This is a genomic window from Novosphingobium sp. 63-713, assembly GCF_001898925.1.
In the GTDB taxonomy this organism is placed as follows: domain Bacteria; phylum Pseudomonadota; class Alphaproteobacteria; order Sphingomonadales; family Sphingomonadaceae; genus Novosphingobium.
Genome location: NZ_MKVS01000047.1, coordinates 528,004 through 550,679, shown reverse-complemented (window position 1 = coordinate 550,679; position 22,676 = coordinate 528,004). Strand labels below are relative to the sequence as shown.

The 22,676-nt window shown below is 65.0% G+C and carries 17 protein-coding genes; 15 read left to right on the top strand and 2 right to left on the bottom strand.

Features of this window, described 5'->3' with window-relative positions; all coding sequences use genetic code 11:
• The first annotated feature begins 8 nt into the window (after positions 1-8).
• Positions 9-1,028, top strand: a complete 1,020-nt coding sequence (locus BGP00_RS20955; protein ID WP_292688722.1) for an adenosine deaminase — start codon at positions 9-11, stop codon at positions 1,026-1,028.
• 196 nt (positions 1,029-1,224) lie between these two features.
• Positions 1,225-3,030 carry a DEAD/DEAH box helicase gene (locus BGP00_RS20950; RefSeq protein ID WP_292688720.1) on the top strand — a complete coding sequence of 602 codons (1,806 nt, stop codon included), beginning with the start codon at positions 1,225-1,227 and terminating at the stop codon, positions 3,028-3,030.
• Positions 3,031-3,139: 109 nt separating this feature from the next.
• On the opposite strand, the gene BGP00_RS20945 is transcribed toward BGP00_RS20950, so the two are convergent.
• Positions 3,140-4,441 carry a sugar MFS transporter gene (locus BGP00_RS20945; RefSeq protein WP_292688719.1) on the bottom strand — a complete coding sequence of 434 codons (1,302 nt, stop codon included), beginning with the start codon at positions 4,439-4,441 and terminating at the stop codon, positions 3,140-3,142.
• Between the two features lie 198 nt (positions 4,442-4,639).
• Between BGP00_RS20945 and BGP00_RS20940 the strand changes: the two genes are divergently transcribed.
• The 9 genes from BGP00_RS20940 to BGP00_RS20900 all read left to right on the top strand — a co-directional run bounded on the left by BGP00_RS20940 (position 4,640) and on the right by BGP00_RS20900 (position 18,938).
• Positions 4,640-5,287 carry a trimeric intracellular cation channel family protein gene (locus tag BGP00_RS20940; protein WP_168604156.1) on the top strand — a complete coding sequence of 216 codons (648 nt, stop codon included), beginning with the start codon at positions 4,640-4,642 and terminating at the stop codon, positions 5,285-5,287.
• Positions 5,288-5,327: 40 nt separating this feature from the next.
• On the top strand, positions 5,328-7,607 hold the full coding sequence (locus BGP00_RS20935; RefSeq protein ID WP_292688716.1) for a patatin-like protein: 2,280 nt from the start codon (positions 5,328-5,330) through the stop codon (positions 7,605-7,607).
• 120 nt (positions 7,608-7,727) lie between these two features.
• The gene (locus BGP00_RS20930) at positions 7,728-8,132 is read left to right on the top strand and encodes a hypothetical protein (RefSeq protein WP_292688715.1); all 405 of its coding nucleotides are present in this window, start codon (positions 7,728-7,730) and stop codon (positions 8,130-8,132) included.
• Positions 8,132-8,845: a division plane positioning ATPase MipZ gene (locus BGP00_RS20925; protein WP_292688713.1), complete on the top strand. Its 714-nt coding sequence runs from the start codon at positions 8,132-8,134 to the stop codon at positions 8,843-8,845. Before BGP00_RS20930 ends, BGP00_RS20925 begins: the two co-directional genes overlap by 1 nt.
• Positions 8,842-13,437, top strand: coding sequence for a UDP-forming cellulose synthase catalytic subunit (gene bcsA / locus BGP00_RS20920; RefSeq protein WP_292688711.1), 4,596 nt, complete (start codon positions 8,842-8,844; stop codon positions 13,435-13,437). Before BGP00_RS20925 ends, bcsA begins: the two co-directional genes overlap by 4 nt.
• Entirely contained in the window at positions 13,434-16,988 is a 3,555-nt protein-coding gene (locus tag BGP00_RS20915; protein WP_292688710.1) for a cellulose biosynthesis protein BcsC, read from the top strand. The genes bcsA and BGP00_RS20915 overlap by 4 nt, the downstream gene beginning before the upstream one ends.
• A 14-nt stretch (positions 16,989-17,002) precedes the next feature.
• A complete protein-coding gene (locus BGP00_RS20910) occupies positions 17,003-17,506 on the top strand; it encodes a hypothetical protein (protein ID WP_292688708.1) in 504 nt (167 codons plus the stop codon).
• Entirely contained in the window at positions 17,496-18,587 is a 1,092-nt protein-coding gene (locus tag BGP00_RS20905; RefSeq protein ID WP_292688706.1) for a glycosyl hydrolase family 8, read from the top strand. Before BGP00_RS20910 ends, BGP00_RS20905 begins: the two co-directional genes overlap by 11 nt.
• 54 nt (positions 18,588-18,641) lie before the next feature.
• Positions 18,642-18,938, top strand: coding sequence for a GNAT family N-acetyltransferase (locus tag BGP00_RS20900; protein WP_292688704.1), 297 nt, complete (start codon positions 18,642-18,644; stop codon positions 18,936-18,938).
• 68 nt (positions 18,939-19,006) lie between these two features.
• On the opposite strand, the gene BGP00_RS20895 is transcribed toward BGP00_RS20900, so the two are convergent.
• Complete coding sequence (locus tag BGP00_RS20895) at positions 19,007-19,183, bottom strand: CsbD family protein (RefSeq protein WP_168604150.1); 177 nt, start codon at positions 19,181-19,183, stop codon at positions 19,007-19,009.
• Between the two features lie 173 nt (positions 19,184-19,356).
• On the opposite strand from BGP00_RS20895, the gene BGP00_RS20890 reads away from it, so the two are divergent.
• From BGP00_RS20890 to BGP00_RS20875, 4 genes are read left to right on the top strand one after another with little or no spacing between them, the layout of a single operon-like run.
• Positions 19,357-19,647, top strand: coding sequence for a hypothetical protein (locus BGP00_RS20890; RefSeq protein WP_292688702.1), 291 nt, complete (start codon positions 19,357-19,359; stop codon positions 19,645-19,647).
• Position 19,648: 1 nt separating this feature from the next.
• Positions 19,649-21,109, top strand: a complete 1,461-nt coding sequence (locus BGP00_RS20885; RefSeq protein ID WP_292688700.1) for an ATP-binding protein — start codon at positions 19,649-19,651, stop codon at positions 21,107-21,109.
• Complete coding sequence (locus BGP00_RS20880) at positions 21,106-21,546, top strand: response regulator (protein ID WP_168604147.1); 441 nt, start codon at positions 21,106-21,108, stop codon at positions 21,544-21,546. Before BGP00_RS20885 ends, BGP00_RS20880 begins: the two co-directional genes overlap by 4 nt.
• Positions 21,546-22,616, top strand: a complete 1,071-nt coding sequence (locus tag BGP00_RS20875) for a histidine kinase dimerization/phosphoacceptor domain -containing protein (RefSeq protein ID WP_292688698.1) — start codon at positions 21,546-21,548, stop codon at positions 22,614-22,616. The genes BGP00_RS20880 and BGP00_RS20875 overlap by 1 nt, the downstream gene beginning before the upstream one ends.
• The last annotated feature ends 60 nt before the right edge of the window (positions 22,617-22,676 follow it).

Sequence of the window (22,676 nt, the reverse complement as noted above, 5' to 3'; positions counted from 1 at the left end):
ATCAGGCCATGAGCGACCTCGAAACCTTCAACCTAGACCAATTTATTGGGGGCATCCCCAAAGCCGAACTCCACCTGCATATCGAGGGCAGCCTTGAGCCGGAGCTGATGTTTGAACTGGCGCGGCGCAACAAGGTGGCGATCCCCTTTGCCAGCGTCGAGGACGTGCGCGCGGCCTATCAATTCTCGAACCTTCAGGACTTTCTCGACATCTATTATGCCGGGGCGCAGGTCCTGCAGACCGAGCAGGATTTCCACGATCTGGCCGCCGCCTATTTTGCGCGGGCGCGAGCAGATGGGGTGCGCCACGCCGAGATCTTCTTCGATCCGCAAACCCATACCGATCGCGGCATTCCCTTCGATGTGGTGATCGAGGGGCTGCTCTCGGGCATGGTGGCGGTCGAGGGAGTGTCGTCCAAACTGATCCTGAGCTTTCTGCGCCATCTGGACGAGGAGGCGGCCTTTGCCACATGGAAAGCTGCGGAAAAATGGCTGGACCGGATCGCAGGCGTTGGCCTCGATTCGTCGGAACTGGGCCATCCGCCCTCGAAATTCGCCCGCGTCTTTGCCGCCGCCGGAGAGGCGGGGCTGAAGCGCGTGGCCCATGCCGGCGAGGAAGGCCCGCCCGCCTATGTCTATGAGGCGCTCGACCTGCTGCATGTCGACCGAATCGACCATGGCAACCGCGCGCTGGAGGACCCCGCGCTGGTCGAGCGTCTGGCGCAATCGGGGATGACGCTGACCGTCTGCCCGCTTTCCAATCTGAAATTATGCGTGGTGGGCGATCTGGCCGATCATCCGATCGACCGGATGCTGGATCTGGGGCTGAACGCCACGGTCAATTCGGATGATCCGGCCTATTTCGGCGGCTATGTTGGCGAAAATTACCGAGCGGTGGCCCATGCGCGCAACCTTGGCAAAGCGCAGATCGTCCAACTGGCGCGCAACAGTTTCACCGGCTCTTTCCTGAGCGAGGCGGAGATCGCCACCCATCTGGCGACAATCGAGGAATTTGCCCGCCAAAACTAGTTTTTGTGCCGCCAAGGGTCGCCCGACTCGGCCCAACCCAAAAAAAGAACAAGCCAAACGGCAATTTTCCCGCTATGGGCGCGCCATATGACGGGCTGCTGGCTGTTGTCGCGCCCTCTTTTGGCCCCTTTGGCGGCCTGCTACCGAATGTTTCCATTCCTCCTGCCCCCACCGGGGCAGAGCCACAAGAGTTTGCATGACCGAATCGAACCTTCCCGCCACGCTCGCCCCCTGCATCCTTCGCGCCATTGAGGCGCAGGGCTACACCTCGCTGACCGAGGTGCAGTCCAGCGTCATCAAGGAGGAAGCGGATGGCCGCGACCTCATCGTTTCGGCGCAGACCGGATCGGGCAAGACGGTGGCCTTTGGCCTGGCGATGGCCAATGACCTGCTGGACGGCGGCGAGACGCTGGCCCCCGCGCGCGATCCGCTCGCGCTCATCATTGCCCCCACGCGCGAACTGGCGCTTCAGGTCAGCCGCGAGCTGACCTGGCTCTATTCGCAGGCGGGCGCACGGATCGTGACCTGCGTGGGCGGGATGGACCCGGTCAAGGAACGTCGCCAGCTCAACTTTGGCGCGCATATCGTGGTCGGCACGCCGGGCCGTCTGCGCGACCATCTGGAGCGCGGGGCGTTTGACCTGTCGGGCCTGAAGGCCATCGTGCTAGACGAAGCCGACGAAATGCTCGACATGGGCTTCCGCGAGGATCTGGAACAGATCCTTGAAGCCACGCCCGAAACCCGCCGCACGCTGCTGTTCTCGGCCACGATGCCGGGTCAGATCGTGGCGCTGGCCCGCCGCTATCAGCGCGACGCGCTGCGCATTTCGACCGTGGGTGAAAACCGCGGCCATGGCGACATCGCCTATCAGGTGATGACCGTGGCCCCGGCCGATATCGAACATGCCGTGGTCAATCTGCTGCGTTTCCATGAGGCCGACACCGCGATCCTGTTCTGCGCCACGCGCGACAATGTGCGCCACCTGCACGCCACGCTGGTCGAGCGCGGCTTTGCCGCCGTGGCCCTGTCGGGCGAGCACAGTCAGAACGAGCGCAACAATGCGCTTCAGGCCCTGCGCGACCGCCGTGCCCGCGTTTGCGTCGCCACCGACGTTGCCGCGCGCGGCATCGACCTGCCCAATCTGACGCTGGTGGTCCATGTGGAAATCCCGCGTGACGCCGAAACGCTTCAGCACCGCTCGGGCCGCACCGGTCGCGCGGGCAAGAAGGGCACCGCTGTTCTCATCGTTCCCTTCCCGCGCCGCCGCCGGGTGGAAATGATGCTGCGCGGCGCGCGGATCGAGGCGGAATGGACCGAAGTGCCCAGCCCCGAAGCCATCCGCACCGCCGACCGCCAGCGCCTGCTCGACAAGCTGCTGGCCCCGGTCGATGCCGAGGATGATGCCGAGGATCTGGCCATTGCCGAGGAACTGCTGGGCCAGCGCAGCGCGCAGGATCTGGCGCTGGCGCTGGTGCGTGCGCATCGCGCCTCGCTGCCCCAGCCCGAGGAACTGATCGCTTCGGCCCCGGACAATATCCGTCAGGCCCATCACCGCGCCGGTTTCGAGGATGTGGCCTGGTTCCGCATCGACATCGGCCGTCAGCAGAACGCCGATCCGCGCTGGATCCTGCCGCTGCTGTGCCGCCGCGGCCATGTCACGCGCGGCGAAATCGGCGCGATCCGCATCGGCGCGAACGAAACCTTTGTGCAGATCCCGCGCAATCTGGCCGACCGTTTCGGCAATGCCGTGGCGCGCACCGCCATTCCGGGCAGCGACGATGAGGCCGGTGTCAATATCGAGCCCAGCGTCACCGGCCCGCGCGAACAGGCCCGCGAGCACCGCAAGGGCCGCCATGCGCCCGGCGCGCGCCGTCCTCCGCACAGCGAGGGCCATGCCCAGCACCCCAATGGCGTCAAGCCCTATCGTCCCAAGCCTGCGGGCGGCGGCAAGGGCGGCTTTGGCGGCGGCTTCAAGGGCAAGGGCTCGCGCGGCCGCGACTGAGCCTGATAGGCCTTCAAACAAAAAGGGCGGCGGAACCGGGATGGTTCCGCCGCCCTTTTTGTTGTGTCCGGTAATCTGCGCCGGTTGGGGCCGGCGCAGGATCAAAGCATCAGGCGAAGGCTTCCGCATCGACCGCTTCGGCGGGCTTGCGCGCAAACCAGCCGAAATAGGCGATCACCGCATAGCAGATCGCGGGCAGCGCCAGCGACAGGGCAAGGCTGCCCATGCCGTCGGCAATCGCGCCCGTGGCCAGAGGCACCACCGCGCCGCCGAAAATGGCGATGTTGATGATGCCCGAACCGTCCGCTGCCTTGGGGCCAAGCCCTTCGCAGGCAAGGCTGAAGATGGTGGGGAACATGATCGAGTTCATCAGGCCGATCAGCAGCAGGCTGTAGGCCGCGACCGACCCATGCGTGTTGGTGGAAATCAGGATCAGCGCAATCGCGCCAATCGCGTTGAAGGTCAGCACCTTGCCCGGCGAAACCACGCGCAGCAATGCAGACCCTGCAAAACGGCCCACCAGCGCACCCGCCCAGTAATAGGGAATATAGGCGCCAGCGCCCGCATCCGTCAGGCCCAGCACGCCGGGCTGCTTGAGATAATTGACGATCAGCGAACCGATCGACACTTCCGCGCCGACATAGAGGAAGATGCAAAGCGCGCCCAGACCGAAACGCTTTTCCGAAAGCAGCGCGAAACCGGCGGCCAGCGAGGTCTGCTCATGCTGCTCGCCCTTGAGGCGGTTACGGTTGAACCACACCACAGCGGCCACCAGCGCCAGCGCGGCGGCCAGAGCGGTGTAGGTGTTCACCACATGCTGTGTCTCGGCCATGCGATAGGCGTCAAGCGCCGGACCGGTCAGATCCTCGACCTTCACGTCCTTGAGCTTGCCAAGGATGATCGGCGCGCCCACCAGCGGGAAGATCACCGTGCCAAGGCTGTTGAAAGCCTGCGCAAAGGTCAGGCGGCTGTGCGCCGTCTTGGCGGGGCCAAGCAGCGAGATCAGCGGATTGGTGACGACCTGCACCACCACCACGCCGCTGGCCAGCACGAAGAGAGCGGCAAGGAAGATCGCATAGGTCGCGCTTTTGGACGCCGGGATGAAGAGCAGGCAGCCCACCATCATCGCCAGCAGCCCCGCCACCGCGCCGCGCATATAGCCAATCCGCTTGACCAGCGCGGCACCGGGCAGGCCGATCAGCGCATAGGCGGTGAAGAAGCAGAACTGCACCAGCATCGCCTGGGTGTAATTCAGCGTGAAGAGTTCCTTCAGCTTGGGAATGATCACGTCATTCAGGCTGGTGATGCCGCCGAAGATGAAGAACAGCGCCATGACAAACAGGCGCAATTCCGGTGCGTCGATATTCTGGCCCGCTTGCGCGCTGCCTTTGGTGTCTGGAGCCAATGCCATGGGCGTAAATTCCCCCTCCTCTTGTGCCTTTGTGCGCCTGTCATATCGACAGATCCCGTTGCAGCAATGGCGCGGCCGCACATATACGTTTGCAAAGCGCCAATTGGCCTAGCCCTCGGCAATATCGACAACGCTGTCAAGCGTCTGGCCGCCACGCATACGCTTGCAAAATGCCCCGGCATGACGAAAAAGCGACGAATGGTGCCCACATCCCTCTCTGTTCAGCCTGTTGTGGATGCCTCGGCATGGCTGATGCCATGGCTGGATATGGCGGCCACGGCCGTTTTTGCTCTCTCGGGCGCGCTGGCGGCGGCGCGGATGCGCAAGACGCTGGTCACCTTTATGTTCTTTGGCGCGATCACGGGCGTTGGCGGGGGCACCTTGCGCGATGTGCTGATCGGGGCGCCGGTGTTCTGGATGCATCGGTCCGCGCCGATTGCGATCTGTCTGGGCGCGGCGCTGCTGGTGTGGTTCACGCCGCGCCGGATCTGGCCCGAACAGGCGCTGGAATGGTTCGACGGCATTGGGCTTGCCGCCTACAGCGTGTTTGGCGCGGCCAAGGCGCTGTCCTTGGGCATACCGCCGCTGCCCGCCGCGATCATGGGGGTGGTGACGGCGTGCATGGGCGGGATTTTCCGCGATATGCTGGCGGGGGTGCCCTCGATCGTGTTGCGGCCCGAAATCTATGTGACGGCGGCGGCGCTGGCGGCGGGCTCCTATGTCGCGCTGGTCAGCATGGGGGCGCATGGCGGGCTGGCGATGGGGGTGGGCTTTCTGGGCGGGCTGATCCTGCGCTTTGCCGCGATCCGCTGGCAATTGGGGTTGCCAGCCTACAAAGACCTATAGCCGCTTGCCAGTAAACCCTATTCGGCGCAGACAGTGACCCATGCGTCATAAAGAGCTCCGTCTCGCTCTGGTCTGTTACGGGGGCATCAGCCTCGCGGTTTACATGCATGGCGTGACCAAGGAGGTGTGGAAGCTGGCCCGCGCCAGCCGCCTGCGCCACAGCCCCGACAATCTTTTGCCCAGCGAGCGGATCTATGCCGACCTGCTGAACGCCATCGCGGATCGCACGGCCACCCAATTGCGGGTGCTGCCCGATATTGTCGCCGGGGCCAGCGCGGGGGGCCTCAACGGCGTGTTTCTGGCCCAGGCCATCCACAGCGGGCAATCGCTCGAGCCGCTGACGCGCCTGTGGCTGGAGCGGGCCGATATCGACTGCCTGCTCGATGCCGACGATCAGGGCTGGACCGGCTTTGCCAAGCAATGGGCGGTGCCTCTGGTGCGGATGCTGCTGACGCGCACCTCGCCCATATCGCACACTTCATCGGCCATTGAGGACGAGATCAGGGCCAAGCTCAACCGGCTGGTGCGCTCGCGCTGGTTCGAGGCGCCGTTCAGCGGGATCGGCTTTTCCCGCCTGATCGCCGAGGCGCTCGATGCCATGGCGGGCGGCGCCTGCGGGGTGCCGCTCCTGCCCCGCGGCCATCCGCTCGACCTGTTCACCACCGCCACCGATTATGCGGGCCATCCCGAGAAAGTCGCGCTGCACAGCCCGCCATGGGTCGAGGAACGCGAGCATCGCGTGGACATCAGCTTTCGCGCCCATGCCGGATACGGGGTGCTGGCGGCGCTGCCCGAACTGGTCTTTGCCGCGCGCGCCTCGGCCAGTTTTCCGGGCGCATTCCCGCCGCTGCTGCCAGTCGAAATCGACCGGCTGATGGCCGAACGCGACGAGGTATGGAGCGGGCGGGCCGCCTTTCTCTCGCGCGTGCTGCCCGCCCATTTCGCCGCCGGGACCGTGAATGAGGCGGCGCTGATGGATGGTTCGATCCTCGTCAACGCACCCTTTGCGCAAGCCATTGCCGCCCTGCCCTCGCGCCCGGCCGAGCGCGAGGTGGACCGCCGCCTGCTCTATATCGACCCCACGCAGGACGCGGTTGCCAACGTCCGGCCCACCGGCGCGCCGGGCTTTTTCAGTGTCATCTTTCGCGCGATTTCCACCATCCCGCGCGAACAGCCGATCCGCGACAATCTGGAGGCTCTGGCCCGCCAATCGGCGGATATGGCCCGCGTGCGACAGATCATGGCCGCGATCCAGCCCGAGGTGGAGGCCTCGGTGCGTCTGGCGCTGGGGCGCGATGTGCTCAACACCTGCCCCGATGGGGTCCAGATGGCGGCATGGCGTCAGGCTTCCCATGCCGCCGCCGTCGAACAGGCCGGGTTTGCCTATCAGGCCTATGCGCGGATGAAGCTGGAGATCACGCTGGACGCGCTGGCGCAGGCGTTAACCCCTGAGGGGCCGATGGCGGCGCCTGCGGAGCAGTCCGGCGCGGCGATCCGCCATGCGCTGGGCCGCTGGGCCCATGCCAATCTGCGCCCCAGAGGCACCGCCGGGCAAAGCATGTCGAGCGAGATGCAGGACTTCCTGCGCAGCCATGACAGCGGATTCCGCCTGCGCCGGATGCGCCATCTGATCCGCCGGTTGGAGGAAGCGCGCGAGGAATTGAGCGATGTTTCGGCCCATCATCACGGCATCGCCCGCGATGCGGCATGGCAGGGGCTGTCGCTGGCGCTGAGCATGGCCTCGCCGATCCCGGTCGATTCGGGGCACGTGCTGGTTAATCCGGGCGAAGTGCTACGCGAAATGGCAGCGGCGGGCGCGCTGCCCCAACTGGACGCGCGGATCGACGCGCTGCTGGTCGAGGCGATCCGCCATCTCCCGGCCGCGCTGGGACAGGTGATGCTGCTGGCCTATCTGGGCTTTGCCTTTTACGATCTGGCCACACTGACGCTGACGCGCGGACAGGGCGAGGCCGAGATGAACCCGGTCAAGATCGACCGCATATCACCGCGTGATGTGGCGGGGGGGACAAGCGCCACGGGCCTGTCGCGCCGTTTGAAAGGCGAAGAATTTCATCACTTTGCCGCTTTCTTCAGCCGCGCCTATCGCGAACATGATTACTTGATGGGGCGGCTGCACGGCGCCACGCGCATGGTCGATCTGTTAAACTCCACCGCCCCCGGCGCCATCGACCCGCAGGAAGCGGCAAGGATGGTCAACGCCCTGTTTCAGGCGATTCTCGACGAGGAGCAGGACAAGCTGACGGCCGATTCGGGCCTGATCGAAAGCCTGCGGGCCGAGCTTCTGATTCGTCCCCATTAAGAATTTACCCCCCGAAAAACCCCGGTTTCCCAAGAAACTCGCACCACGAACGCCTCAAAGTTAGCGTTTGTTAACCAATTACGTGCAGGTTTATACGGGAACAAACCTAGGGGTCGATTCATGCGTAAGGACGTGGCCAATCTGCTGGCCAAATTGGGCAAGCGGGACTTCCATTACCAGGAATTTGCGGATCGCTTCAGCGATGTCGAGCTCTGGCCCCTGTTTGAAACGCTGATCCACGATCCGCGCATCCTCAACGCTCCTCCGGCCGAGGATCATGGCGAGGTGGCGATCACCGCCAATGCCGCAACCACAGCGGCGACCCCTGCCCCGGCGGCCACACCGGCCGCGATCGCGCCTGCCCGCCCCGAAAGCGAAGCATCGGGCGGCGATGCAGCACCGGCCTCCAAGGACCTGAGCAGCCTGTTCGCCCGCTATGGCGGCCAGAACACCGAGGATGCGCCCGGCGATGTCCATGCCCTGCTGCAAAAGCTGGCCCAGCAAATCGAACAAGGAAAGCTCTGATGCCGCTGATCCTTTGCCATTCGCCCAAGGGCGGCGCCGGCACCAGCTTTGTGGCCGCGCATCTGGCCATGGCTCTGGCCGAGGCCGGGCATGGCGCCACCGCCATCGACATGACCCGTCAGGACAGCCTCAAGCTCTATTTCGGCCTGAAACCGATCAGCGAGATCCCCGATCTGGAAGCGCCTGAAAACCAGGGGCTGACCATTGGCGGGGTGTCGCTGCGTCAGGGCTGGCGCGCCACGCACGCGCCCGCCTTTGCCAATGCGCTCGACAATGGCGAGCTACCCTTTTCGGGCGGCACTTTCGTGGTGGCCGATATTGCCGCCGACGATACGGCGCTGCGCGATCAACTGCTGCCCCATGCCTCGCTGATGGTGGTGCCGGTTTCGCCCACCGCGCTGGGTCTGGCCGCGCTGACGCAGGTGGTGCCGGGCACGCCGCTGATCGATCTGGATTACACCGCCTTCATCATCAACCGGCTGGATGAAACCCGCCGCTTTGCCCGCAACGCCAACAGCTTCCTGCGCGAACTGCTGGGGGGCAAGCTGATCGGGTCGATCCATGAGGACGAATCGGTCAACGAAGCCGTCGCCATGGCCAAGCTGTTGCCCGCCCATGCTCCGGCCAGCGGCGCTCTGGCCGACATTCGCGCTCTGGCCAAGACCATTGCGCAGGTCTGTGCGCCCCCCCAGACGGAGGAAGAAGCGGCGTGATCGACTATCTCCCCAGGATCGGACGTTTGTTCGGATGGGCGCTGCTGGCGATGATCGCCGTAGCGGTCATCACCGTGCCTCTGGATGCCAAATCGCAATGGCAATTTGCCGGCGCCACGATCGTGGGCGCGCTGATCATCAACCGCTGGAAATCGCAGAAGGGCGCGCTGGCCATCGGCCTGCTCTCGCTGATCGTGTCAACCCGCTATCTGTTCTGGCGCACGACCCAGACGCTCTCCTTCGGCGGCCCTCTCGAAGCGATGCTGGGTACCGGCCTCTATCTGGCCGAAGCCTATGCCTGGGTCATCCTCGTGCTGGGCTTTATCCAGACCAGCTGGCCGCTCTATCGCCCCGTGGTGGAACCTGCGGGCGATCCTTCGCAATGGCCCACGGTGGACGTTTACATCCCCACCTATAACGAGAGCCTCTCGATCGTGCGCAACACGGTCTATGCCGCGATGGACATGGATTATCCGGCCGACCGCTTCAACGTCTATATCCTTGACGACGGCAAGCGCCCGGAATTCAAGGCTTTCGCCCGCAAGGCGGGATGCGGCTACATCACGCGCGACAACAATCTGCACGCCAAGGCGGGCAATATGAACGCGGCGATGAAAAAGACCGACGGCAAGCTGATCGCCATCTTCGACTGCGACCACGTGCCGACGCGCTCGTTCCTTCAGCTCTCGGTCGGCTGGTTCGACAAGGACCCCAAGCTGGCGCTGATGCAGACGCCGCACCACATGTATTCGCCCGATCCGGTCCAGCGCAATCTGGGCAATGTGGTGGGCGACATGCCGGGCGAAGGCGACCTGTTCTATGGCCCGGTGCAGGGCGGCAACGATCTGTGGAACGCGGCTTTCTTCTGCGGCTCCTGCGCGATCATCCGCCGCGAGGCGCTGGAAATCACCAACGGCTTTGCCGGTGAAACCGTGACCGAGGACGCGCATACCGCGCTCAAGCTGCAGCGCATGGGCTGGAACACCGGCTATCTGGAGGCGCGCCTGTCGGCGGGCCTTGCCACCGAACGTTTCGTTCTGCACGTAGGCCAGCGCATCCGCTGGGCGCGCGGCATGACCCAGATCCTGCGCATCGACTGCCCGCTGTTCGGCAGGGGGCTGAGCATCACCCAGCGCCTTTGCTATCTCAACGCCATGATGCACTTTCAGTTTCCGCTGCCGCGCATCGTGTTTTTGACCAGCCCGCTGGCCTATCTGATCTTTGGCCAGAACATCATTCAGGCCTCGGCCTCGCTGATCTTCGCCTTCTCCGCGCCCCACCTCGTCTGTTCGCAGGTGTTCAGCGGCCGTTCGCAGCTTGGCTGGCGCCGCCCGTTCTGGGGCGAGGTCTATGAAACCATGCTGGCCTTCCATCTGGTCAAGCCCACGGTCATGACCTGGTTCCAGCCGCGCAAGGGCAAGTTCAACGTCACCGACAAGGGCGACCTGCTGGACCAGACCTTCTTCGACTGGGCCATTGTGAAGCCCCATCTGGTGGCCATCGCGCTGCTGGCGGGGGCCGTCTCGATGGGCTGGATCAAGCTGCTGTTCTTCCAGTCCAGCTTCAACATCCAGATCATCCAGATCGACACGCTGCTGCTCAACACCGCATGGGCCAGCTTCTCGCTGATCATCCTGTTGGCCGCCGTCTCGGTGGCGCGCGAAACCCGTCAGGCGCGCAAGGACATCCGCATCCATGCCGAACTGCCCGTCACGCTCTATCTGAAGTCGGGCCATGCAATCACCGGCGTCACGCGCGACATCTCGATGGGCGGCGCGGCGATTGCTCTTCCCGCCGATCTGCCGGTGCGCGAACCTGAACTGACCCATATCGCGCTGGATATGGACGCTGATCGTTTGGTTATTCCTGTGGATACTATTCGCACGGCGCGCGGATACGCATTTGTACGGTTCCACCCGCTGGACATGGCCATGGGCCGCAAGCTAGTGCGTGCCGTTATGGGACGGGCGGATGCGTGGCAAATGTCGGCACCCGATCCGGTTGGGGAACTGCGGTCTGTGAAAGATATTCTTGCCGTCGATCTGATGACGTTGAAGCGCCTGCTTGGTCTGAATGTCGAGGAACGTCGCCGGATGCGTGCCCAGCGTGCGCAAATGGCGGCCGCCAACGCCGAATTGCCCAGCAAGCCCGTTCCGGCCGCCAAGGAAGCCGCCAAGGACAAGCCGATGGCGCGCCCCGAAGCGTCGTCCGAACCGGTCGAGGCAGAGGCCGCCCTGGCCGAACGCCCGATGCTGATGGCCCGCCCGGTGGCCGCGCCCAAGGGGCTGGCCGGGGTCCAGGCGGCTGCCTGCCTGCTTGCGGTGATGGTCGCCTCGATGCTGGCCCCGCATGATGCCTTGCGCGCCCAGGCTCCGGTGGCCGCTGCCGCCACCGCCGCGCCCGAGGCCGCCGCCCCGGCCGCGCCGCTGATCTCGGCGGGCACCACCGGCACGCGCCGCGAACATCTGACCTTCAAGGACCTGCGCATCAAGACGCCGATCCGTCTGGCGGGCACGCGCGGCGAAATCGGCATTCCCTTCGGCATGCGCCCCAATGATATCGTCACCGACGCGCTGGTCACGCTGCGCGCGGCATGGAGCCCGGCGCTGCTGGGCGACCTGTCGCAGCTCGTCGTGCTGCTCAATGGCGAGGTGGTCCAGACCGTTGCGCTGACCCGCGACAATGCGGGCGGCATCACGCTCAAGATCCCGGTCAATCCCGCGCTGTTCCTGCCCGGCGACAACCAGCTCAACCTGCGCCTGATCGCGCATTATGCCCGCGATTGCGAGGACCCGTTCCACTCCTCGCTCTGGGCCAATGTCAGCAATGTCCAGTCCGGCTTTGACCTGACCGTGCAGTCGCTGCCCAAGGCGCCCGATCTGGCCAGCCTGCCCGGCCCGTTCTTTGACCGCCACGACAATGGCGCGCTGCATCTGCCTTTTGTGTTTGCCGCCGCGCCCACGCATGGCGATCTGGAAGCCGCCGCCAGCATCTCCTCGTGGATGGGCAGCCTGGCCTCGTATCGCGGCTTTGCCTTCAAGCCGATGGTAGGCCGTCTGCCCACCGGCAATGCGATCGTGTTCATGAAGGCCCCCGCGCTGGGCATCAATGTGCCGATCAATGGCGCGACCGCCACGATGATCCGCAACCCGGCCGATTCCAGCGGCATGCTGCTGGTGATTGCCGGGCGCAATGATGCCGAAATCCGCCTTGCCGCCGCCGCTCTGGCCAGCGCCAAGGGCATTCCGGGCGGCGCGCAGATGAGCTTTGACAATGCCCGCATCCCCACCTGGCCGCGCTATGGCGCGCCGCGCTGGCTGACCACGGGCCGCGAGGTCAAGCTGGGCGAGGTCATGGCGCCTTATGCGCTGGTGGGCATGGGCCTGCCGCCGGGCCCGCTGGCCGCGCGTTTCCGCCTTGCGCCCGACCTGTTCTTCTGGCCCCGTCAGGGCGGCTCGCTCAATCTTGGCTATATCTATCCCGACGCCAAGTGGCTGGACCGCGAAGGTTCGCGCATGGATGTGTCGATCAACGGCCAGTTCCTGAAAACCCTGCCGCTGACCGGCATGAGCTGGTGGCAGCGCCTGTGGTATGGTTCGGGCGCCAACAGCGTCAATGGTCGCGGCAGCGTGGGCCTGCCCCGCTACAACCTGTTCGGCTCGAACGAGATCGTCTTCGACTATAACCTCATCATGGCCGACAAGCAGAAGTGCACCGGCACGCTGCCCGACAATGTGCGCGTGGGCCTCGATCCCAATTCGACGATCAACCTGACCGGCGCATGGCACGGGCTGCAGATGCCCGATCTGGCCAGCTTTGCGGGCGCGGGCTATCCCTTCACCGTGCGCCCCGACCTGTCGGAAACCGTGGTGGTGATGGACGAACATCCCAGCGAACCCGCGATCGAGGCATTCCTCGACATGATGGGCCGTCTGGGCGATTCGACCGGCGTGGCCACCACGGGCGTTACCGTTTCGATGGGCGGCAATGGTGAACAGACCGCTGACCATGATGTGCTCGTGATCGGCAGCGCCAATCTGGCGGGCGGGGCGCTGTTTGCCAATGCGCCGCTGCGCAACGAGGGCGGCACGCTCAAGGTCACCGAGCGCTCGCCCCTGCAATATGTCGAGAGCCTGCTGGGCGGCTGGGGCAAGGACAACAAGGAAGACGTCGAGAACACCGTCTATGCCTCCAAGGGCTTCAACGGCATCGTCGCCTTTGAATCGCCCATCTCCTCGGGCCGCAGCGTGGTCGCGCTGATTGCGGATGACACCGCCACCCTGCCCCAGTTGGTCGACGGCATGAATGACGACAAGATCAACGCCCAGATTCAGGGCGACCTTGCCGTCACCACCGGCGATGGCATGAACAGCTTTGCCATTGGTCCGCGCTACTGGGCCGGCAGCCTGCCGCTCTGGATGAAGATGGCCTATTGGTTCAGCCAGCGCCCGCTGTTGATGGCACTGAGCGGGGTGCTGCTTGCCCTGCTGCTGACGGGCCCTGTCTATCTGATCTTTGCCCGCCAGGCCAAGAAGCGCCTGCAGGGTGAAGCGCCTGCCGACCTGAACCAGCACAAGGGAGACAAGAAGTGAGCATCGCCTCTCAACGCCGCGCAATGCGCTGGAATACCGGCGTAGCGCTGGCCGCAGCGATGCTGGCCTCGGGTATGGTATCCACGCCCGCCCATGCGCAGGCATCGGGGGTCAAGACCCTGCTGGATCAGGCCCAATATTGGGAAGGCAAGGGGCGTCACGATCTGGCCGTGCAGGCATGGCGCCGCGCGCTGGAGCTGGACCCGGGCAATGCGGTGGCCAAGCGCGCGCTGGCGCCCGCCGCAGCCCCCGCCCCCGCGCCCCAGCCGACCCGCACGCTGGCGGCCATGCCCCAGCCCGCCCGCGCACCGGCTCCGCGTCCGGTCACGCCGCGCGCCGCGCCTGCGCCCGCTCCGGCTGCGGCCGAAAAGCCCGCGCCGCGCCCTGCCGCACCCGCCGGACCTTCGGCGGCCGACCGCGCCGGTCAGGCCCGCGTCATCGGCTTCCGCGAGTTGCAGGACAATGATCTGGACAGCGCCGAGCGTCAGTTCCAGTCGGCCCTTGCCCGCAACAAGCGCGACGCCGATGCGCTGGGCGGCCTTGGTCTGGTCGATCTGAAGCGTGGCCGCTTTGCGCAGGCCCGCGATCAACTGGCGCAGGCCAGCCAGTTGGGCGATGCGTCCAAGTGGAAGGAAGCGCTGGAATCAGCGCGCTATTTCGCCTCGCTTCAGGAAGCGCAGGCGATGGTCACGCGCGGCGCTCTGGACGATGCCCGCAAGGCCGCCGAGGCGCTGATCCGCTCGGGCTATGCCGAAAATGGCGGCGCCTATGAATTGCTGGCCGACATTTACGAACGTCAGGGCCGCTTTGCCGATGCCGCCGACCTCTATCGTCAGGCAGGCGGCGAGGACAGCCCCAACGGCCAGCGGCTGCAAAGCCGCGCGGCGCGCGGGGCGGCCCTGTCGGCGGCGGCGCGCGGCGATGATTTCGGCGCGGAACAGGCGTTTCAGCAGGGCATCATGCTGGACCAGAGCGATCCTTGGATCCGCTATGAATTTGCCCGCTTCATGATCCGCCGCGGCCGCGTGCCCGAAAGCGAGAGCCTGATCGCCTCGCTCTCTTCCTCGACCGATCCCGATGCGCTTTATGCCGCCGCGATGCTGAACGCCGATCTGGGCCGCACCGCCAATGCGCAAGGGCTGATCGACCGCATTCCCGACGAGGCCCGCTCGGCCCCGATGCGCAATTTCGCCATCGGACTGAAGATCGACACCGCCATCATCCGCGCCAAGCAGATCGGCGCGAATGGCCAGAAGGGCGAAGCGGTCGGCGTGCTCAAGCAATTGGGCGGCACCAAGGGCCTTTCGCCGATCAAGCAGGCCGCGATTGCCGAGGCGCTGCTCGATCTGGGCGACAATTTCGACGCCGCCGCGATGGCGCAGCAGGCGATCAACGGACCGGTTTCGGAAATCGCCGGCTATGAGGCCATCCTGCGCGTGGCCGTGCGCACGGGACGCGACGATCTGGCACGCACCGCGATGGCCAAGGCGACGCAATTGGCCGCGGGCGATCCCAATGGCCAGCGCGCCGTGGCCCGCATGGCCGCCAGCGCGGCGGCCCAGCAGGCCGACCGCCTGCGTCAGGCCGGTCAGTTCGCCCAGGCCTTCGACGTGCTCCAGACCGCGTTTAACGCCGCGCCCGACAGCCCGGAGATCCTTTCCTCGCTGGCGCGGCTCTATCAGTCGGGCCGGATGAATGCCCGCGCGGCGCAGACCTTCCAGATGATTCTGGTGCGCGATCCCAAGAACCGCGACGCGCTCTCGGGCCTGATGGAAACCGCGCAGGCGGCGGGCGACAAGAGCCTGAGCCAGCAGGCGCAGACCCAGTTGCTGCGCGAAAACCCGAACAATTACGAAGTCTGGCTGGCCGCCGCCCGCACCGAGCAGGCACGCGGCAATGCCTCGGCCGCCACGCGCTATTTCAAACAGGCCCGCGAGGTCTATCAGCGCAGCAGCGGGACGAACAACGGCGCCAATCCTTTCGCCTCATCGCCCTTTGCCGCCGATGGCGCGCAGGTGGCCCAGCAAGCGCCCGACGCCAACCCCTTCCGCGCGCAGCAGCAACAGCAGCAGCCCGCCGCGCCCGCCATGCCCAACCCCTTTGCCCTTGGCGGCGGCACGCGCCTGCAGATGAGCGCGCCCGCGCAGCAGAACAGCTTCGCGCCCCAAAACGGTTTTGCCCCCCAAAACGGGGCCGCGCAGAGCGGCTTCTCTCCGCAGGGCAATTATGGCGCCCAGCAGGTTCCCACCGCCTATCAGGGCAATAATTTCGCCCCGCAATCGGCTCCGGCTCCCGCCACATGGGGCGGCCTGCCGGGCAATGGCTTTGCCGGAGGCGCCCAGAATAACGCCGCCCCTTTCGCCGCGACCCCGCAAGCACCCGTCGATCCGGTGCTGGCGGGAATTGAGCGCGACATCGCCGGGCTGGCCGCCGACAATGGCCCGCGCGCCGAGGTCAACGCCTCGTTCCGCGCGCGCAAGGGCGAAGCGGGCCTCTCGCAATTGAGCGAGATGAAGACCAATGCCCAGCTTTCCACCGGGCTTGGCCGCGGCCGCGTCTTTGCCCGCGCCGAAGCGGTGGTGATTGACGCCGGGCGTCCGACGGGCTCGGGCCTTGCGCGCTTTGGCACCAATGCCACGATCGAGGCGCAGGCCATCGTCAACAAGGTCGCCTCGGCGCTGATCAATGCCGAGACCCAGCGCGCCTCGGGCGTGGCGCTGAGCGCAGGCTATGCCGACAAGCTGGTGCAGATCGAAGGCGGCACCACGCCGGTAGGCTTTGGCAGCACCAAGGCGACATGGCGCGTGGCCGTCACCCCGCAACTCTCCGAGCATGCCACGGCGCGCGCATGGTTTGAACGCAAGCCGGTGACCGACAGCGTCGTCTCTTATGCCGGAACGCGCGACCCCGTGACGGGCCAGACCTGGGGTCAGGTCATGCGCACCGGGGGCGGTGTTGGTTACTCGTACGAAAACAATGGCAATGGCGCCTATGGCGACGTCAGCTACAACCGTTACAACGGCACGAATACGCGCAAGAACCGCAATGTCGAGGTCAATGTCGGCGGCTATATGCGGGCATGGCGCGATGAACACTCGTCGATCACGGCCGGGATGAACATCAATTACCAATCCTATGGCAACAATCAAAACGAGTTCACCTGGGGTCAGGGCGGCTATTTCAGCCCGCAAAGCTTCCTCGCGCTCAGCTTCCCGGTCCGTTACGCCTATGAAAAGGGCAATCTGGATCTGAAAGTATCCGGCACGCCCGGCTTCCAGAGCTTCTCGCAGAACCGCACCAACCTGTATCCCCCGGCCAATGCGGCCGCACAGGCCCAGCTCGACGCGCTCAAGGCCCTCAACAGCGATGTGCGCAACTATTACGACAGTCTGAGCAAGACCGGTTTCGGCATGTCGGCCCAGACCTCGCTCTACTATCGCATCGGCCCGGCCACCCGCGTGGGCGGCGAAGTCAGCTACAACACATTCGGCAATTATGACGAATTCCGCTCGATGCTGGGCATTCGTCAATCCCTTGGCAGCACCAAATAAGGGGAGGGCATCACATGAGGCTTGCATATGACGGGACACCCAAGGGGAAGGGCACGATGGATGACATGCCTTTGCCGCCGCTGACCTCGGAGCGCGGATTGGCGGTGATCGCGGCCTTGGCCGTATCGGAGATCTTTGCCAATGCGGGCAAGGAGCAGGCGCAGGGCTTCTTTCGCGCCGTGGGCCAGCGTCTGGCGCGGCAGAACCCGATTCCGGCCATGCGTGACCTGCGCGAGCTTCAGGGCGCGGTCAACGCGGTCTGGTCGCGCGTCGGGCTGGGCGAGGCGGAGATCACGCTCGATCTTCAGGGCGTGCTGATCCATCATCACGACGCCCCCGCCACCATCCCCTATGACCCCGATTTCCACTGGGGTGCGGCCTTGCCCGCGCTGCTGCTGGGAGCCTATGACGGGTGGATGCGCGCCATGGGCAGCCCTGAGGCGCTGCAGACCCGCCTGTTGTCCTGTGCGGACAACATCATTGAAATCCGCCATGGCGCAGAGATTGATGCAAGATAAATCCATGTTGTTCGACCGTCGCCATATGTTGATGGCCGCCAGCGCCGCCTTGATGGTGGGCTGTTCGCGCAAGGGGGAGGGCAAATCCGTGACCCCGGAAGCATCGACGGACGGGCAGAAGTCGTTTGACGGCCCGAAGATCATGGAGAGTCCGAAAAACCTCGACGGCATGTGGACCAGCTTTCGCCAGATCTATCTGGACGCCTCGGGCCGGATCGTGGACACCGGCAATGGCGGCATCAGCCATACCGAGGGTCAGGGCTACGGCATGCTGATGGCCGCGACCCTGGGCGACCGACCGGCGTTCGAGGCCATGTACAACTGGACGCAGGCCCATCTGGCCCGCGCCGATGTGGCGCTTTATTCATGGCGCTTCGATCCGCGTTCGAACAATCCCGTGGCCGACCCCAACAATGCCACCGATGGCGACATGCTGATCGCGCTGGGGCTGGCGCGGGCGGCGCGGCGCTGGGGTATGCCCGCATGGGAGGCGCGCTCGCGCCAGATCCGGCAGGCGATCCGTGAGCATCTGGTGATCGCGCGCGGGGGCCAGCATTATCTGATGCCGGGGATTGCCGGTTTCGATCTGGGCGATCGGCTGATGATCAACCCGTCCTATTACATCTTTACCGCGCTTGACGCCTTTGCCGCGCTGGATGGCGCGGGCACATGGGGCCCGGTGATCGCCACCTGCGAAAACCTGCTGCGCAAGGCGCGGTTCGGCGCGCATAATCTGCCCACCGACTGGGTGGTGGTGGGGGCCGACGGCACGCCCCAGCCCGCGCCGGACAAGGCGCCCCAATTCGGTTTTGATGCGGTGCGGATCGCGCTCTATGCGGTGGCGGCGCGGCGCGGCGCGCTGGTGGCCCCGATTGCCGATTACTGGCGCTCCAAACAGGCCTCGGGCCAGCCGATTCCGGCGTGGGTCGATGTCTGGTCAGGTGCCGAGGCGCCCTTCCCGCTGTCGCCGGGCGGACGCAATGTCGTGCAGCGCACCTTGAACCAGCCGATCAAGACCGAGGCGCTGGCCCAGGATTATTACGGCTGCGTGCTGCAATTGCTGGCGCGCCATCTGCGCTGATCTCTTGCGCTGGGGGGCCGGCGGCCACATCTTGTCCGGTAAAGGAGAATGTGGATGACCTCCCCCCTTACGCTCAAGCCTGTCACGCTGAACACAGATGCCCTGCGTTTCGAGATGCCGATCGAGGAAGGCGCCCTGGCCTTCTGCACCTATCGGCAGGATGCGAGCGGCGCCTATCACCTGCTCCATGCCGAGGTTCCCCCCGCCTTTGAGGGGCGCGGGATCGGCGGGGCGCTGGCCAAAGGCGTGTTTGAACTGGCGCGGAGGCAGGGGTTGAAACTGGTGCCGCGCTGTTCGTTCATGGTGGCATGGGCCGCGCGCCACCGCGAATATGGCGATGTGCTGGCCTAAGCCCGCCATAACGCTGGCCCCGCTCTCGCCAGCGGGGCCAACGCCCTGCCCTCCATCGAGGGGGCAGCTTATTCGCCGATAGCGGCCTTGGCCTTGCCCGCGGCGGTCTGAATCTTGCCCTTGGCGTCCTGCGCCGCGCCCTTGGCGGCCAGCTTGGGGTCGCCCGTTTCCTTGCCGATGGCTTCCTTCGCCTTGCCGACCAGCGAGTTGGTGGCGCCCGAAATGCGATCGCTGACTGAACCCATGATACGTCTCCTGCGAAATGGATGATTGAGAAGGCCGTCTTGCCGCCTTCATGGGATGGAATGGCGAGCGCAGGGCAGAGTTCCGTCACGGTTTTATTTTTGCAATTCACACCGCGTCATGAAACCTTTTGCGATCTGGCGCGTCTACATACCTGATGGAGCGGGGAAAGAACATGAACGTCGGGCCAAAACGCGCCTGCTTTGTGCTGGCTGCCTGCTTTGTGCTGGCCGGATGCTCGGACGGCAAGGGTCAGGACGACGTCTGGTACGGCTATTACTATGATGATCTGCGCGAGAATGCCGAGGGCGCCCTTTCCCGCCCCTACCGAACCGCGCAGGAATGCCGCATCGCGATGCAGGACTATACGATGGAGGCCAAGGTGACCTCCGGCTTTGCCTGCGCACGCGGATGCGCGCCGCCGCGCGATGGCGCCATTGCCAATTGCCGCGAGGTGGTGCGCTGACATGGTGCTGGACCTGCGCGCCCCCATTTCCTTGCGCGGCAAATGGATCGGCATGATCCTGCTGGGCTTTGTCGCGCTGGCCGGGATTGTGGGTTCGGCGGCCATTCTGATGACGATGAACCAGCGCCAGATGGACGGCGTGGCCCATGCCTATCAGGTCGAGCGGCAGGTTTCGGCCATGCGCGTGTCGCTGCTGCGGATCGACAGTTTCCGGCGCAAGAGGGACATCGAGCGGCGCGCCGACGAGTTGAAAACCTATCGCACCAGGCTGGAAAGCGCGATCGCCAGCTTTCGCACGCTGACCAGCGACAACCCCCGGCAGCAGGCCCGGGTGCCCTTGCTCGAAGCCTTGCAGGCGCAGGTGCTGCTGGATGTGGGGGCGATCACCAAAGAGGAGTTCGGCGAATCGATCCGGGTCGAGGACCCGCTGGGAATGCTCGATGTGCTGACCCGCGCGATGCAGGATGAGGAATTGCGCCTGCAGCGGTTTCGCGGCGCGGAAATGCGGCGGATCCAGTATGGTTTCTATGTCGTGCTGGGCGCGGCGGGGCTGCTGCTGATCGTGGTGGCGCTGCTCACCTTTGTCAGCCTGCGCCGGTTCACGCTCGATCTGGTCAATTCGCGTCAGGCGCTGCGCGATGCCAACGCCGGGCTGGAACTGGCCGTGCAGGAGCGCACCGCCGATCTCAAACGCGCCAATGGCGAACTTCAGCGCTTTGCCTATATCGTCAGCCATGATCTGCGCTCGCCGCTGGTCAATGTGATGGGTTTCACCTCGGAGCTCGAACTGGCCACCAAGCGGCTGGGCGAAATGCTGGTCGAGGCGCGCCGGACCCGGCCCGAAACGCTGTTTCCCGGCACCGACGAGCTGATCGAGCAGGATTTGCCCGAGGCGATCCATTTCATCCGCACATCCACGCAAAAGATGGACCGGCTGATCAACGCCATCCTGCAACTCTCGCGTCAGGGCAGCCGGGCGCTGACCCCGACCTGGCTGGACATGAACCGGCTGCTGGGCGATGTGGTCGAAAGCATGAAGATGCGCGCCGAACAGGCCGGGGCGCAGATCATCATCGCGCCTGAACAGCCCGAGATCTATTGCGACCGGGTGGCGATCGAGCAGATCATGTCCAACCTGATCGAAAACGCGATCAAATACCGCCAGCCCGACCGACCGCCCGTCATCCGCATCACCGGCAAGCGCATCGGCAGCCAGGCCGAATTTCGCGTGGCCGACAATGGGCGCGGCATCGACCCGCGCGATTTCGAGCGCGTGTTCGACCTGTTCCGCCGCTCGGGCGCGCAGGATCAGCCCGGCGAAGGCATTGGACTGGCGAATGTTCGCGCGGTGGTTTATCGTCTGGGCGGGTCCATCCTGCTCGAATCCGAACTGGGTGTCGGGTCGACATTCATCCTGTCGATCCCCCTGCATTATTCCGAGGAGCAGAGTCAGGTTTCATGAGCAATCCATTGCCTGTCACGATTATCATGATCGAGGACGATCTGGGCCACGCGCGCCTGATCGAAAAGAACATCCGTCGTGCCGGAATTTCCAACCACATCAACCATTTCGACAATGGCACGGCGGCGCTGGAATTCCTGTTCAACCCGGCCAGCGATCCGGCGCGGCACGGCCCGGTGCTGATCCTGCTCGACCTTAACCTGCCCGATATGAGCGGGACGGCGATCCTCTCGCGGATCAAGGAAAACCCCAGACTGCACCGCACCCCGGTCGTCGTGCTGACCACCACCGATGACAAGGTCGAGATCCAGCGCTGTTATGATCTGGGCTGCAACGTCTATATCACCAAGCCCGTCAATTATGAGAGTTTTGCCGACGCCATCCGCCAGCTCGGCCTGTTCCTCTCGGTCATCCAGATTCCGGAAAGCGGGGGCTGATGCCGCTGTCTGAATCGCGCATCCTCTATATCGACGATGACGAGGGTCTGTGTCGTCTCGCCAAGCGCCACCTCGAAAGGATGGGCTGCAAGCTGACCTATGCGCTCTCGGGTGCGGAGGGGATTGAGCTGGCCCGCGCGACGCCTTTCGATCTGGTCGCGCTCGATCACATCATGCCGGGGATGGGAGGGCTGGAAACGCTCGAACTGCTGATGGCGCTGCCTTCGCCGCCGGGGGTGATTTATGTTACCGGGTCGGATGAAACGGGCGTGGCGGTGGCAGCGCTCAAGGCGGGCGCGGTCGATTATGTGGTCAAGACCGGCAGCGGCGACTTCTTTGAATTGCTGACCAGCACGCTGCATCAGGCGGCGGCCACCCTGCGCCTGCGCCAGCAGAAGGAGCAGGTCGAGCAGCAATTGCGCGAAACCAACGCGCAATTGGAGGCGCTGCTGCATGAGATGAACCATCGGGTGGCCAATAGCCTGCAGATGGTCTCCTCGCTGGTCAGCCTGCAATCGCGCCGCGCCACCGGCCAGGAGGCGCGCGCCATGCTGCAGGATGTGCGCCACCGCATCCAGGCCATCGGCCGCATCCACCGCCAGCTTTACACCGGCGAGAGCTTTCACGCTGTCAATATGCGCGATTATCTGGAAGGCATGGCGCGCGATCTGGCGGGCACTTTCTCCAGCGAGAATATCCGCCGCTCGATCAAGGTGATGGCCCAGGATGCCTCCCTGCCTGCGGCCACGGCGGTGACGCTGGGCGTGCTCGTCAATGAACTGGTCAGCAATGCCTGCAAATATGCCTATGGCCGCGAGGAATCGGGCGAGGTCCGCATCTGTTTCGACCTTGAAGGCGAGGATGGCTATCACCTGCGCGTTGAGGACGACGGGGTGGGCCTGGGCGAAAACCATAGTCCGCAAGGCACAGGGCTGGGCTCGCAGATCATAACCGCGATGGCCCGCTCGCTGGGCGCCAAACACAGCTTTTCCTCCGATGGCAAAGGGCTGCAGGTCGATATCTATCGCGCACCCTCAGCCTCGAAACAGACGGAAGCCGCCGCCGGCTAATCCCGCCGAACCAACTCCGGGGCGCCGGTGATGCCCGTCACCGGCGCCCCGCTCGGGCAG